This window comes from Massilia sp. Dwa41.01b, assembly GCF_014171775.1.
Lineage (GTDB): Bacteria > Pseudomonadota > Gammaproteobacteria > Burkholderiales > Burkholderiaceae_D > Telluria.
This window is the reverse complement of the sequence record NZ_CP050454.1, coordinates 2551774-2565434: the sequence shown is the minus strand read 5'-3', so window position 1 is coordinate 2565434 and position 13661 is coordinate 2551774. Positions and strand designations below refer to the sequence as shown.

At 69.1% G+C, this 13661-nt stretch carries 9 protein-coding genes and 4 pseudogenes; 5 read left to right on the top strand and 8 right to left on the bottom strand.

All coding sequences use genetic code 11. The features are described 5' to 3' along the window. Positions 1-93: 93 nt before the first annotated feature. Positions 94-1083 (top strand): glutamate ligase domain-containing protein, encoded by a 990-nt coding sequence (locus tag G4G28_RS27495; RefSeq protein ID WP_267875279.1) that lies wholly within the window; start codon positions 94-96, stop codon positions 1081-1083. A 169-nt stretch (positions 1084-1252) separates the two neighbouring features. On the opposite strand, the gene G4G28_RS26000 is transcribed toward G4G28_RS27495, so the two are convergent. The 5 genes and pseudogenes from G4G28_RS26000 to G4G28_RS11710 all read right to left on the bottom strand — a co-directional run bounded on the left by G4G28_RS26000 (position 1253) and on the right by G4G28_RS11710 (position 7034). Then, a complete protein-coding gene (locus G4G28_RS26000; protein ID WP_229508042.1) occupies positions 1253-2938 on the bottom strand; it encodes a Mur ligase family protein in 1686 nt (561 codons plus the stop codon). Between the two features lie 340 nt (positions 2939-3278). After that, positions 3279-4098, bottom strand: a pseudogene (locus G4G28_RS25995) (cyanophycin synthetase); the annotation flags it as partial. A 174-nt stretch (positions 4099-4272) separates the two neighbouring features. Beyond that, positions 4273-4614 carry a hypothetical protein gene (locus G4G28_RS28265; protein ID WP_183108392.1) on the bottom strand — a complete coding sequence of 114 codons (342 nt, stop codon included), beginning with the start codon at positions 4612-4614 and terminating at the stop codon, positions 4273-4275. Beyond that, entirely contained in the window at positions 4544-5569 is a 1026-nt protein-coding gene (locus tag G4G28_RS11715; protein WP_308602313.1) for an iron-containing redox enzyme family protein, read from the bottom strand. Before G4G28_RS11715 ends, G4G28_RS28265 begins: the two co-directional genes overlap by 71 nt. 334 nt (positions 5570-5903) lie before the next feature. Next, positions 5904-7034 carry a 6-phosphofructokinase gene (locus G4G28_RS11710; RefSeq protein ID WP_183108390.1) on the bottom strand — a complete coding sequence of 377 codons (1131 nt, stop codon included), beginning with the start codon at positions 7032-7034 and terminating at the stop codon, positions 5904-5906. A gap of 189 nt (positions 7035-7223) precedes the next feature. On the opposite strand from G4G28_RS11710, the pseudogene G4G28_RS27490 reads away from it, so the two are divergent. The 3 genes and pseudogenes from G4G28_RS27490 (at position 7224) to G4G28_RS11700 (ending at position 8888) form a co-directional block, all read left to right on the top strand. Next, positions 7224-8119, top strand: a pseudogene (locus G4G28_RS27490) (FAD-dependent monooxygenase). Continuing rightward, a complete protein-coding gene (locus G4G28_RS27485; protein ID WP_202033888.1) occupies positions 8116-8565 on the top strand; it encodes an FAD-dependent monooxygenase in 450 nt (149 codons plus the stop codon). The pseudogene G4G28_RS27490 and the gene G4G28_RS27485 overlap by 4 nt, the downstream one beginning before the upstream one ends. Beyond that, positions 8472-8888 (top strand): hypothetical protein, encoded by a 417-nt coding sequence (locus tag G4G28_RS11700; protein WP_182988395.1) that lies wholly within the window; start codon positions 8472-8474, stop codon positions 8886-8888. The genes G4G28_RS27485 and G4G28_RS11700 overlap by 94 nt, the downstream gene beginning before the upstream one ends. Positions 8889-8912: 24 nt before the next feature. Here G4G28_RS11700 and G4G28_RS11695 read toward each other — a convergent pair whose 3' ends face one another. Beyond that, positions 8913-9071 carry a hypothetical protein gene (locus G4G28_RS11695; RefSeq protein WP_182988394.1) on the bottom strand — a complete coding sequence of 53 codons (159 nt, stop codon included), beginning with the start codon at positions 9069-9071 and terminating at the stop codon, positions 8913-8915. A 344-nt stretch (positions 9072-9415) separates the two neighbouring features. On the opposite strand from G4G28_RS11695, the gene G4G28_RS11690 reads away from it, so the two are divergent. Further along, positions 9416-9694: a hypothetical protein gene (locus G4G28_RS11690; protein ID WP_182988393.1), complete on the top strand. Its 279-nt coding sequence runs from the start codon at positions 9416-9418 to the stop codon at positions 9692-9694. Positions 9695-9768: 74 nt separating this feature from the next. On the opposite strand, the pseudogene G4G28_RS11685 reads toward G4G28_RS11690, so the two are convergent. Both G4G28_RS11685 and paoC read right to left on the bottom strand, forming a co-directional pair. Then, positions 9769-11328: pseudogene (locus G4G28_RS11685) on the bottom strand (TerC family protein). 117 nt (positions 11329-11445) lie between these two features. Continuing rightward, positions 11446-13647: pseudogene (gene paoC, locus G4G28_RS11680) on the bottom strand (aldehyde oxidoreductase molybdenum-binding subunit PaoC). Positions 13648-13661: the final 14 nt, after the last annotated feature.

The window sequence follows — 13661 nt, the reverse complement described above, 5'->3', positions numbered from 1 at the left end:
TCTACATGAACGGGCAGCGCGTGATGGAAGGCGACTGCACCGGCTACCGCTCGGCGCGCACCCCTCCTCACCTCGCCGGAAGTCGACTTCGCCGTGCTGGAAACGGCCCGCGGCGGCATCCTCAAGCGCGGCCTGGCCTACGACCGCTGCGACGTGTCGGTGGTGCTGAACGTGTCCTCCGACCACCTGGGCCTGGACGGCATCGAAACCGTCGAGGAACTGGCGAAGGTCAAGGCGGTGGTGGCCCAGCGTGCCTCGCGCGCCGTGGTGCTCAACGCCGAGGACGACTACTGCGTGGCGATGGCGAAGGATTTGCAGGACACCGTCGAAGTGCTGTACTTCGCCCTCGATGCCGACAACCCCGTCCTGCTGCGCCACCTGGAACGGGGCGGGCGAGGTGCCTACCTGCAGGACAACACCCTGGTGCTGGCCACGGGCGCCCGCCATGAAGCGCTGCTGGACGTGCGCCAGATGCCGGTGTCGCTCGGCGGCTGCGCGCGCTACAACATCGCCAACGCGCTGGCGGCGGCCGCGGCCCTGGCCGCGAGCGGCTTCGGCAACGACGAGATCGGCGCCGGCCTGCGCAGCTTCGTTTCCGACAGCAAGCACAACCCGCTGCGCTCGAACGTGTTCGACGTCGAAGGCGTGACGGTGATCGTCGACTATGCCCACAACTGCGCCGCCTATGCGGCCCTGGCAGAAACGGCGCGCGCGATGACGCCGGGACGCGTGGTCGGCGTGGTGGCCGCGCCGGGCGACCGCCGCGACGCCGACCTGGTCGACATCGGCCGCACCTGCGCCGCCGGTTTCGACGACCTGGTGGTCTACGAGACCGAGAACCGCGGCCGCGTGTCCGGCAGCGTCGCCGCCCTGCTGGTGCAAGGCGCGCGCCTGGGCCGCTTCCCGGGCGAGCACCTGCAGACCGAGCTGGACGTGCACAGCGCGATCCGCGCCGGCCTCGCGCTCTGCCAGCCCGGCGACGTGCTGGTGTTCGGCTGCGGTTCGTCGATTTCGGAACTGACCGAGGCGCTGCGTCCGACCAAGCCGGAGATCGCGCAGCGGATCGAGATGGAAGCGGCGTAAGTTTTCGCGTCGTGTGTTCGCGAGCGGCCCTGCGGGGCCGCTTTGCTTTTCGGGCTTGCGATAGCGGTGCATATGAACCAATGGCGAGTCCGCGTGGGCACAGGTGCCCACCCTGCGATACATCGGGGCCGCCGAGGCCATGCGGCCGGTTGGGGCAGCTGGCCGATCCTCATGCACGGGCCAGCAGCGGCGGCGCACCGCAGGGTGGGGTCTTGACCCCACGCGGGATCACCATGTGAGCATCCGCACCGCAACGGTAGGGTGGAGTCCCGACTCCACGCGGTCCCGCGGTGTGCGCATCGGCGCGGGCAACCGTAGGGTGGGCGCCCGTGCGACGCGGGACCGAGCCATGAGGCGGTGCGGAACCTGTCACCGCGTGGGCACGGGGCGCCCACCCTACCAGAAACAAAAAGCCCCGCACCTGGCGGGGCTGTATCTCGAAGTGCGATTGGCTTACGCCGTCTGCGCCTCGATCTTCGCCGCGCTCTCCGGATCGTCCACGCGCAGCGCGTCGATGAAGGTTTGCAGCGAGGTACCGCATGCAAATACCAGCACGTCGCCCGGGCTGCACAGCGACAGGCCGAGGCGGATTGCCTTGTCGACCTCGATCTCGCGGTGCAGCGTATCCGACGGTCCGACGACGTTCTCCGCCCCTTCCAGGATCAGGTCGACCGCGCCGCCCGTCGGCCGGCCACGGCTCTGCGACTCGTAGACCACCAGCTCGTCGAAGCGCTCGCCGCAGATTTCGCCCACCTGGATCAAATCGCTGTCGCGGCGGTCGCCAGGCGCGGTGACGATGCCGACCAGTTGACCCGGCAGCAGCGCGCGCCATCTCCGCCAGGGCCGCATAGGCCGCCGGGTTGTGGGCGTAGTCGACGATGACGGTCACGCCGCGCACGTCGAAAACATTCGTGCGCAGCGGATTGGTCTTGCTGTCGGAGACAAAGGTCGACAGCCCGTCCGCGATCTGGACATTCGAAAAACCCGCAGCCATCAGCGCGGCCGCCGCGGCCAGGGCGTTGGCGATGTTGTAGCGCGCCAGCCCGTTGTACGAAGCCGGCATGGCTTCGACCCGCATCAGTTCCTGCTGGCGCGTGCCGTCGGCGATCACGATCGCGTTGTCCTGCACATAGGTGCCGCGGCCGCCGTCCTCCAGGTGCTTGAGCAGGATCGGGTTGTCCGGGTTCATCGAGAAGAAGATGACTTCCGCGCCCGGCTTGGCACGGCGCACCATCGAGACGCACAGCGCATCCTCGGCGTTCAGGACCACCGCACGGGCGGCCGACTGGGCCACCACGGCCTTGACCTGGGCGAGGTCCTCGATGGTGTCGATGCCATCGAGGCCCAGGTGGTCGGGCGAGACGTTCAGCACGACGCCGACGTCGCAGTAGTCGAAGGCGAGGCCGCGCTTCAGGATGCCGCCGCGCGCCGTTTCCAGCACCGCGAAGTCGACGTCCGGCGCGGTGAGCACCGTGCGCGCCGACCAGTAGCCGGTGCAGTCGCCCTGCACCAGGCGGCGGCCGTCGACGAAGACGCCCTCGGTGGTGGTGACGCCAGTGCCCAGTCCGGCGACGCGCGCCGTATGCCCGATCATCAGGGTGGTGGTGGTCTTGCCGTTGGTGCCGGTAACGGCAACGACCGGAATGCGGCCGTTCGAAGACCCCATCAGGCCGTCGATGATGGCTTCGCCCGCGTCGCGCGCTTCGCCCTTGCTTGGATGCTGGTGCATGCGGATGCCCGGCGCGGCGTTGACTTCGATGACGGCACCGCCCTGCTCGATCAGCGGCACCGCAATGTCCTGGCAGACGATGTCGATGCCCGCCACGTCCAGGCCGATCTTGCTGACCGCGCGCACGCACAGGGCGCGCGTGGTCTCGGGCAGGCAGGTCCGTCACGTCCTCGGCGGTGCCGCCGGTGGACAGGTTGGCATTGCTGCGCAACTCGATGGCGACGCCGGCGGCGGGGACCGAGTCGGGCATGTAGCCCTGGCGGCGCAGCATGTCTTCGGCATGGGCGTCGAGCGCGATGCGCGTCAGGATGTTGGTGTGGCCGCTGCCGCGCGCCGGGTTGCCGTTTTCGCGTTCGACCAGTTCGGCAATCGTGCTGACGCCGTCGCCGATCACGTGCGCGGGACGGCGGAACGAGGCCGCCGCCACGCGGCCGCCGGCCACCAGCACGCGGTAGTCGCGCCCTTCCACGAAACGCTCGACGATGATGCGGCGACCGTACTCGCGCGCGAACTCGAAGGCGCGCGCGACTTCCTCGGGCGTGCTGCAGCGGGTGGTGACACCCTTGCCCTGGTTGCCGTCGAGCGGCTTGACGGTGACGGGCACGCGCAGGCGCCGCGCGACGCGCTGGGCTTCCTCGCTTGTCGTGACGGTGCCGCCTTCGGGCACGGGCACGCCCGCTTCCTGCAGCAGCGCCTTGGTCAGCTGCTTGTCGCTGGCGATCTTCACCGCGACATAGCTGGTGTCGCCCGTGGTCGTGGCCTGCAGGCGCTTCTGCTTCGAGCCCCAGCCCAGCTGGAACAGGTTCGCTTCTTCGGTGATGCGCATGCTCGGGATGCCGCGCTCGTGGGCGGCGGCCAGCACGGCGGCGGTGCTGGTGCCGATGGCATAGCGGTGCCCCAGCGAACGGAGTTCCTCCAGGCGCGCGTCGACGTCGAATTCTTCGCCATGGGCAAGCGCGGTGACCAGGTCCACCGCCATCCGGAATGCCGGTTCGGCCAGCTTTTCGATGGCGTACTGGCAGACGATGCGGTACTCCCCGGGCCGGCCCGTGGCCGGGCGGGTGCGGCCATAGCCGACGGTGGGACCGGCTAGCGACTGCAGCGCCAGCGTCACGTGTTCGACCACGCGCGAGATAGGTGCCGGCGCGCAGGCGCTGGGCGAAGCCGCCGGGCTGCCCGGTCGGCAGCAGTTGCTGTTGCAGGGATGGCAGCGCCGCCAGCAGGGCGTCGTTAAAGCCGGGCAAGTCTTTCGAGGAGATGCCGTAGAGGTCTTCCAGGTCGATCACGCTCAGGATGCAGGGCGTGTCGGCGTGGATGTTCGGGCCGCGCAAAAAACGTTGTTCGAGGATATACACAGAAGTCCCTATCGTTGGAATTGGTATGGTCTGGCTGGTCGTGCTCGGAACGGCAAACGGCGACAGCGGCAGGCGCCGCCGAAGCTTGCCCTGATTCCAACGCGTTCAGATATCCAGTAGTTGCGTGTACATGCGGGTGGCCATCAGGCCTGTCGCGCTGTGGTGGCCGCCGGGTCCCATCAGTTCGGCCAGCAGCGCCATCGCGTCCGGCTTGCCGGCCGCCGCTGCGACACGGCGCTCCAGCAGGCCAAGTTCGTTGTCGTTCTCGGTGTCGCGGGCGGCGCGGCGGCGAATCAGGCCCCGCTCCGGGAAGCTGCTGCTGCGGTCCGCATGCTGGCCCGGGTTGTCGAGCGTGCGCTGGCGCGCGCGCGGTGGGTCAGCACCCGTTCCTGGCGCGCGGGTGCCCCGGCGGGTGCAGGATCCAGTCGCGCAGCACCTGCTGCTCATAGGCCGAGAAGACGCCGAACATCTCGGCACGCTCTCCGTGGATCAGGCGCCAAAAACGGCTGTGCTCGACATCTTCGCCGCGTTTGATCCAGCCCGCGCTTTCCAGCGCGCCGAGGAAGCCCGGAATCTGCGCCGGGTCGCCCAGCCAGTCGTTGACGGAGCGCCCCGCCACGCGGCAGTAATCCGAGTGCATGTTCTTGCCGACGCCGCTCTTCCGGGCAAGGATGTCGACCAGTTCGGTCTCGAGGTCGAATTCGGCGATCACGGAATTGGTGCTCGCGCCCAGTTCGTTCAGCTTGTAGCCGTCGAGCACGCGGCGGTAGAAGGCGGCGCGGTCGCCCACGCGCGGCATCAGGTCGCGCAGGGCCTGCACGGCCTTGCGCGCATGGCCGCTGGCGGCGTTGTCGACCGTGACGTGCAGCGTGAAATAATACGGATCGATGCCGAACTCGTTCAGTTCATACGACGTGATCAGGAGGTGCAGAGGCAGCTGCTCGTAGCCAAGGTTGTAGCCGATGATCTCCGGCAGGAAGCGTTCGGCATTGTGGCCAAGCGCCAGCTGGATCGCGCCCTGCAGGTAATGGTCGTCGCTCAGGCTCTCCCAGCCCTCGACGCCATGGGTGGCAAGCAGCTTGCGGTAGATCGTCACGTGGTTCTTGCTTGGTGCGCCCCCACCCAGCTCTTCGAGGTAGGTCTTGATCAGCGGGTGGAAATCCGGGCTGTCCCAGTGCTTGAGCATGCCGTAGAGCCAGGCGCCGTCGACCAGCTTGGTGGGCGCGGCGGCCTTGAGGAAATACAGCGCATGCGCCTGGTTCTGGAAATAGCGGCGCGGCGCACCGCTCTTGCGCGCGGCCAGGTAATCGCGGTACTCGGCGCCGACCGCGTCGGTGCGCGCTTCCATCCAGTCCTCCAGCTGCGCAAGCGTGGGCGGCAGGTCGGCCGGGATGCCCTGCACGGCGGCGATTTGCTGGCGCAGGAATTCCTCGCCGGCTCTGGCATTGCCCAGCGGGTCGGCGTACAGCGCGAAGTACAGGTTGCGGGCGGGCGCGGGAGGCGGGGCGGAAGGGCGTGTGGCCGCGGCACCCCGGCAACTTCTGCCTGGGCGACTGCGGGAACAGCGGTAACGAGCGGTGGCGTCATGAACGTGTCGGTTTATTGTTGATTGATTACCAGAATTATCCAACCTGGGCACAGCCGCGCCCATCGGCACGCACCCTCACAGCATGTCGGACAGGGATTACAAAAATGCACTGTTATTGACGGGCGCATCGGGGACGCGATGCCCATGCTCAGCTGTCGCCGAGGCAGATGCCCAGTTCGCGCGCCGTCGCCACCGTGTCGCCATCGACGGGCACGCTCCTGGTGCGACCGGCGATCTGGTCCAGCGGCACGAGTTCGATCGCCTGCCAGCCGAGCGCAACCATCACGCCGGCGCGTCCGCCGGCCAGGGCGCGCACCGCGGCGGCCGCGCCGAAGCGCGAGGCGCAGACACGGTCGAAGGCCGACGGGCTGCCGCCGCGCAGCAGGTGGCCCAGGACCACCGCGCGGCATTCCTTGCCCGTGAGCGCCGCCAGTTCGTGCTCCAGGCGCGCGCCGATGCCGCCCAGGCGTTCGGCGCGGCCCGGCTCGGCCCCTGCGCGCAACGCCAAGCTGCCCGCCAGCGGCGCCGCGCCTTCGGTCGCGACCAGCACCGAATGGTGGTGGCCGGCGGCGTCGCGCCGGGCGATCGCTGCCGCCACCGCTTCCAGCCGGTATGGGATTTCCGGCAGCAGGATCGCGTGGGCGCCGCCCGCGATACCGGCATGGAGCGCGATCCAGCCGGCGTAGCGCCCCATCACCTCGACCACCATCACCCGGTGCTGGCTGTGCGCCGTCGTGTGCAGGCGGTCGATGCACTCGGTCGCAAAGCCGACGGCGCTATCGAAACCGAAGGTGGAAAAGGTATGCGCCAGGTCGTTGTCGATGGTCTTCGGCACCCCGACCACGCGCAGCCCCGCCAGATGCAGGGCCTGGGCAATGCCCATCGAGCCGTCGCCGCCGACGATGACGAGGGCGTCGAACCCGCGCTCCCGGCACAGGCTGACCACCTCGCCGATCCGGTCGCGTTCGCCGATGCTGCCATCGGCCAGGCGCACCGGGTAATGCAGCGGATTGCCGCGGTTGGTGCTGCCGAGAATGGTGCCGCCCAGGTGGCCGATGGACTGAACGTCCTCGCTCTCCAGGCGCCAGACCGGCTCGCCGGCGCAGCGTTCAGGCGCAAGCAGGCCATCGAAACCGTCGCGGATACCGTGGCACTCCCAGCCGAGGCCATTCGCCGCGAGGACGCAGGAGCGGATGACCGCGTTCAGGCCGGGCGCGTCGCCCCCGCCGGTCAGGATGCCGATGCGCCGGATTGGCGCGTCCGTGCCGCTAGTCTCCATGGCCGTCCTCCCTGTTCGCCTGTTCTCTCATGATGCAAGCGCGGGGGCGTGCACGGCGCACGAATGTCGGCGCCGCCACAGCTTCTCGCGGCCTGGGCGCGCCGCTGGCGGCGACACGATTGACCGCTGGCGGTCGGGCGCCAGACTGGCGTAGGATGGGGGCTGACGCATGACGAGCCGGAGTGACCGATGGCGCAAACCGAGGTACTGATCGTCGGCGCTGGCCCCAGTGGCCTGGTGCTGGCCCTGTGCCTGCACCGGCTGGGCGTGGCCGTGCGCATCGTCGACGCGGCAAGCGGGCCCGGTACCACCCGCGCGCGCTGGTGGTGCAGGCCCGCACGCTCGAACTCTACCGCACCCTTGGGCTGGACCGGCAGGTGCTGGACGCCGGCCATCCCATCCTGGCCCTGAATCTCTGGGCCGAGGGCGAACACCGGGCCCGCGTGGAACTTGGCGCGCTCGGAGGCGGCCTCACGCCCTACCCCTTCGTCCACGTCTACCCCCAGGACCGCCATGAAGCGATGCTGGTCGAGCGCCTGCGCGAAGCCGGCATCGAGGTAGAACGCAACTGCACCCTGCTCGGCTTCGAGGAGCACGGCGGCGAGGTGCTGGCCCGCCTGCGCCGGGCATCGGGCGAAACCGAAACCTGCGGCGCGCTCTGGCTGGCCGGCTGCGACGGCGCGCGCTCCGTGGTGCGCCACCTGATCGACGCCGGCTTTCCGGGCGGGACCTATCGCCAGGTGTTCTACGTGGCCGACATCGAGGGCGACAGCCCGGCCCTGAACGGCGAGCTGCACATCGACCTCGACGAGTCCGACATCCTGGCCGTGTTCGCGCTGGGGCCGAGCGGCGCCGCGCGCCTGGTGGGCACCGTGCGCGACGAACGGGCCGGGCGCGCCGACACGCTGGGTTTCGCGGACGTGAGCCAGCGCGCCATCGACAACCTCCTGATCAACGTGCGCCGCCTCAACTGGTTCTCGACCTACCACGTGCACCACCGGGTAGCCAGCCGTTTCCGCCGCGGGCGCGCCTTCCTCGTCGGCGACGCCGGGCATATCCACAGCCCGGCCGGCGGCCGGGCATGAACACCGGCATCGGCGACGCCTTCAACCTGGCCTGGAAGCTGGCGGCCGTGCTGCGGCGGCAGGCGGGCGAGGCCTTGCTCGACAGCTACGAGGCCGAGCGCCTGCCCTTCGCCCGGCGCCTGGTCGATACCACCGACCGCGCCTTCAGCGTGATCACGGCCGATGGCCCCTTGGCCGAGGTCGTGCGCACCGGCCTGGTGCCGCGCGTGCTGCCGCTGCTGGCACGCTTTCCGCGTGCGCGCCGGGGATTTTTCCGCGTCGTGTCGCAGACGGCGCTGCGCTACCGCCATGCACCCCTCAACATGGGCAGCGCGGGCAAGGTGCATGGGGAGACCGGCTACCCTGGGTGGCCATGGGTAGCGGTGTCGAGGTTCCCGGGCGGCGCGCCGGCAAGCGCAGCGAGCGACACGAGGAGGCGGCGGTCCGCGCCGCCGACGATGCGGTAGCCAGCGTGATTGCCAGCGGGTCAGCGGCCACGGCGGACACGGGCAACGGACGGGGCGCGGACAACTACGCACCGCTGCCCAGGCCGGGCTGGCAGGCGCACGTGTATGGCACGCCCGGCGCGGAACTGGCCACCTGGTGCGCGCTGCACGGCGTGCCGCTGCGCCGCTTCGACTGGAGCGAAGCCTGCCTGGGTGCCGGCCTGGCGCGCGACGCCCTCTACCTGCTGCGACCGGACACCTATGTCGGCCTGGCGGCAGGCACGCCGAGCGCGGCCCTGCTCGACGACTACCTGCGGCTCAACGGGCTGACGCTCCAGCCTTGAGACGGCGCGCCGCTAGCGGGCCGTTCAATGCTTCTTGCCCCCGCCGGACACCTTGTTCTCGGTGGCCCAGGCGCGCCGTTTCGCTTCCGCCGGCGGCGTGCCGCGCTTCTCGTAGCTTTGCTCGATATGCTTGGCCTGGCGCTTCTGCTTGTCGGTATACGACGACTTGTCTCCCTGCGGCATGATGACCTCCTGTGTGGTGGAATGTGCAGCCCCGGCCCGCGTGGACGGGCATGCGGGGCGTGAGCCCTGCTCGAACAGCGCGGCCTTGGAGCGCGGCGCGCCGGAGCCCAACGACGGGCTCGCGTGGCGATCAAGCTAACATTGCAGTGCCGGAGGGCGGCGCGCGCTAGTGCGCAAGCATGCCGGCGGGCGCGCGAGGCGCCCCGCACGGATCGCGCAGTCCTTGCCGCGTACTCGCGCACTCGCGCACCGCAAGGCTGCGCCGCCTCAGCCGATTTCGCGCGATCATGTTCCCGAACCGCGCGCACCGGGCGCGCGCTCATCCATCTCACCATCGGAGCATCATGGAACTGACAGTCAAGAACAGCGCACCACCAGCCACCATCGTCACCCTCTTCGGCGAACTGCAGGACGGCAGCTTCGCGGCCAAGGTCATGCCCGAGACCGACGTGCCCTACACCCCCTACTTCGAGAACCAGGTGGAACAGGTCATGGTCTACATCCATCCGGACGAAGCGCAGTTGCAGGCCATCCTCGCGGCCCTGAACGACCGCCGCCTGCCCTTCGGCGAGCTGCAGAACTACGGTTCCTCCGCGGGCGGCAATTCGTCGATCCCGGTCTGAGAAGCGGCCGCCAGCGGCACCGGGCGGCACGCTGGCGCAGGGTCGCGGCCTGGCGCATTTGCCGCGGGCGACATTCAGGCGCTGCGGGCGCGCGCGCTGCCGGATGCGGCGCGCGTCACCAGCACCTCGGCGATGCGCCGGTCCGCCACCCGCAGCACCTCGAAGCGCAGGCCGTCGAGCTCGACAGCCTGCCCGGCGGCCGGCAGCGTGCCGAAGCGCTCGAGCATGAAGCCGGCCAGCGAGGTGTAGTCGTCGCTTTCGCTCACGGGCATCCGTTTCCAGCACCTGCTCGAGGTAATGCAGGTCGGCGCCGCCGTCGATGCGCCAGCGGCCCGGGCCTTCCTGCACCACGGCCGGCTGCTCGTCCTCGTCGGGGAAGTCGCCGGCAATGGCTTCCAGGGATGTCGATCGGCGTGACCAGGCCTGCAGGGTGCCGTATTCGTCGGCGATCATCACCAGCTGGCCATGCGAGCGCTTCAGCGTTTCCATGACCTTCAATACGTCGCCCGACTCGGGCAGGATGATGGGACTGCGCAGGTGGGCCGGGTCGATGCGCCCGCCCAGGGCCAGGTCGGCCATCAGGTCGCGCGCCCGCACCACGCCGAGGATTTCGTCAAGCTGCCCTTTGCACACGGGGAAGAAGCTGTGCGGGGTTTCCATGATCTGGCCGCGGATGGTGTCGGCGTCGGCGTCGATGTCGATCCATGAAATGTCCGAGCGGTTGGTCATGATCGAGCGGATCGAGCGCTGCGACAGGCTCAGTACGCCGCTGACCATATTGCGCTCGGCCGGATCGAAGGCCGGCTCGGGAGGCTGGCGCGACGAACTGGGCGCAAGCACCGCGCCCTCGCTCGCCCCTTGGCGCCGAGCATGCGCAGCACCGCGTCGGCAGTGCGTTCGCGCAGGGGCACCAGCGCCTCCTCGCGCGCCAGGTTGCGCCTGGCCAGCTGGTTCAGGGCTTCGATGATCACCGAGAAGCCGATCGCCGCGTACAGGTAGCTCTTCGGAATATGAAAGCCGAAGGCCTCGGCAATCAGCGACAGGCCGATCATCAGGAGGAAGCCCAGGCACAGCACCACCACGGTCGGGTGGGCGTTCACGAAGCGGGTGAGCGACTTCGAAGCGAACAGCATCACGCCCATCGAGACGACCACGGCCGCCATCATGACGCCCAGTTCGTCGACCATGCCGACCGCCGTGATGACGGAATCGAGCGAAAACACGGCGTCAAGCGCGATGATCTGGGCCACGACGACGCCGAAACCCGCGTAGGCCACCTGCCCGCCCCCCGTGTGGGTGGCGCCTTCGACCCGCTCGTGCAGTTCCATCGTCGCCTTGAAGAGCAGGAACAGGCCGCCCAGCAGCAGGATCAGGTCGCGCCCGGACAGGGACAGGCTGCCGATCGAAAACAGGGGCTCGGTCAGGGAGACGATCCAGGCGATCATCGTCAAGAGGCCGATGCGCATCAGCATCGCCAGCGACAGGCCGAGCAGGCGCGCGCGGTCGCGCTGCTCGGGCGGCAGCTTTTCGGCCAGGATGGCGATGAAGATCAGGTTATCGATGCCGAGAACGATCTCCAGCACGACCAGCGTGAAGAAGCCTATCCAGATGCCCGGATCGGATAACCATTCCATTGTCGTGCCTCGAGTAGAGCTAATTGTTATCGACAAGATAAGGCCGCGCGCACTTGCGCGGCGCACGGGTGCCAGCCGGCGCGGTGGCGCGCCGGGCTCCCGGCACGCCTGTCCGGGTCAAACGAGGGGCGGCATGCCCGGCAACAGCTTGTCGAGCGTGACCGGATAGTCGCGCACGCGCACGCCCGTCGCGTTGTAGATGGCATTGGCCACCGCGGCCGCCACCCCGCAAATGCCCAGCTCGCCCACACCCTTGGCCTTCATCGGCGACGACATCGGGTCGAGTTCGTCGAGGAACACCACTTCCTGGTGCGGGATGTCGGCATGGGTCGGCACCTCGTAGCCGGCCAGGTCGTGGTTCACGAAGAAACCGCGCCGCTTGTCGACCACCAGGTCTTCCATCAGCGCCGCGCCCACCCCCATCGTCATCGCCCCGATCACCTGGCTGCGCGCCGTTTTCGGGTTGAGGATGCGCCCTGCCGCGCACACGGCCAGCATGCGCCGCACGCGGGTCTCGCCGGTGGCGGCGTCGACGCCCACTTCCACGAAATGCGCGCCGAAGGTCGACTGCTGGTATTTCTTTTCCAGGTCGCCGTATTCCATGATGTCCTCGACCTCGATCGCGCCGCCCGCCGCGACCTGGACCAGCGGCAGCGCCCGTCCGCCTGCACGCACCTGGCCGTCGCTGAACTCGGCGCTGGCCGCGTCCAGCCCGAGCCTGGTCGCGACGCTCTCGCGCAGCTTGACGCAGGCGGCATACACGCCGGCCGTGGAACTGTTGCCGCCCCACTGCCCACCGGATCCGCTCGAGGCGGGGAAGCGGGAGTCGCCCAGGCGCACGGCGATCCGTTCGATCGGCAAGCCCATCATCTCAGCCGCGGTCTGGGCGATGATGGTATAGCTGCCGGTGCCGATGTCGGTCATGTCCGTTTCGATCGTCACCGTGCCATCGGTTTCCAGGCGCGCGCGCGCCGCCGACTTCATCAGCATGTTGTTGCGGAAGGCCGAGGCCACACCCATGCCGACCAGCCAGCGCCCCTCGCGCACGCTTCCCGGCTGGGCCTTGCGACCCTTCCAGCCGAAGCGCTCGGCGCCCTGGCGCATGCATTCCACGAAGCGCCGCTGCGAGAACGGCCGCGTGCGGTTCTCCGGGTCGACTGTCGTGTCGTTGACGATGCGGAAGGTGACCGGGTCCATCTTCAGCTTTTTCCGCCAGCTCGTCGATCGCGATCTCGAGCGCCATCATGCCGGGCGCCTCGCCGGGCGCGCGCATCGCGTTCGCCTCGGGCAGGTCGAGGGTGGCCAGGCGCAGCTGGGTGAAGCGGTTCGCTCCCGCGTACAGCAGACGGGTCTGCTGTACCGCCGTCTCCGGCTGGCCGCCCGGCAGGTCGCCGGATGTGCTGACGTGGGAAATGGCCGTGATGCGCCCTTCGCGCGTGGCGCCGATGCGGATGTGCTGGATCGTGGCCGGGCGGTGCGTGGTGTTGTTGAACATCAGGGCCCGCTGCAGCGCCACCTTCACAGGACGTCCGGCCGCGCGTGCGCCCAGCGCCGCCAGCAATGCCTCCGAACGCAGGAACAGCTTGCCGCCGAAGCCGCCGCCGATGTAGGGCGACACCAGGCGCACGTTTTCCTTCGGGATGCCGAGGGTGCGCGCCATGTCCTCGCGGCCCCAGTTGATCATCTGGTTCGAGGTCCAGAGCGTCAGCTTGCCGCCTTCCCAGGCCGCCACCGAGGCATGCGGTTCCATCATCGCGTGCGACTGGTCGGGCGTGGTGTAGGTGGCGTCCAGCTTGACCGGCGCCCCGGCGAAAGCCTTGTCGAAGTCGCCCGCGCGCGTTTCCGGCTTTTCTTCCTTCTTCGGCACCTGGGCCGTGTTCTTGGCCTGCATCAGGTCGTACTGGCCCTGCGCCTTGACATAGTCGACGCGCACCAGGCGCGCCGCGGCGCGCGCCTGCTCGAAGGTCTCGGCCACGACCACTGCCACGGCCTGGTGGTAGTGCTGCACCTCGGGACCGGCCAGCAGGCGTGCCGTGTTGAACTTGCCCTTGGTGAGCTTGCCGGCGTTATCGGCGGTGACGATGGCGATCACGCCGGGGCGCGCTTGGCAGCGGCCAGGTCGATGGCGGCGATGCGTCCCTTGGCAATTGCCGCTCCGACGACATAGCCGTAGGCCGCGTTCGGCGCGGCCGCGTGCTGCTCGTAGGCATAGGTGGCGGTGCCGGTCGTCTTGAACGGGCCGTCGATGCGGTCGTGCGGCCGTCCGACGATTTTGCCCTGGTCGATCGGGTTGGTGGTGGCGGGTGTAGTGAATTTCATGCCTGGCCTTTCCT

Coding starts and splice junctions, on each gene's coding strand:
- G4G28_RS27485 (WP_202033888.1), top strand. CDS start 8,116: ATGAACACCGGCATCGGCGACGCCTTCAACCTGGCCTGGAAGCTGGCG.
- G4G28_RS11690 (WP_182988393.1), top strand. CDS start 9,416: ATGGAACTGACAGTCAAGAACAGCGCACCACCAGCCACCATCGTCACC.
- G4G28_RS28265 (WP_183108392.1), bottom strand. CDS start 4,614: ATGAGCAGCAGGTGCTGCGCGACTGGATCCTGCACCCGCCGGGGCACC.
- G4G28_RS11695 (WP_182988394.1), bottom strand. CDS start 9,071: ATGCCGCAGGGAGACAAGTCGTCGTATACCGACAAGCAGAAGCGCCAG.
- G4G28_RS11710 (WP_183108390.1), bottom strand. CDS start 7,034: ATGGAGACTAGCGGCACGGACGCGCCAATCCGGCGCATCGGCATCCTG.
- G4G28_RS11700 (WP_182988395.1), top strand. CDS start 8,472: ATGGGTAGCGGTGTCGAGGTTCCCGGGCGGCGCGCCGGCAAGCGCAGC.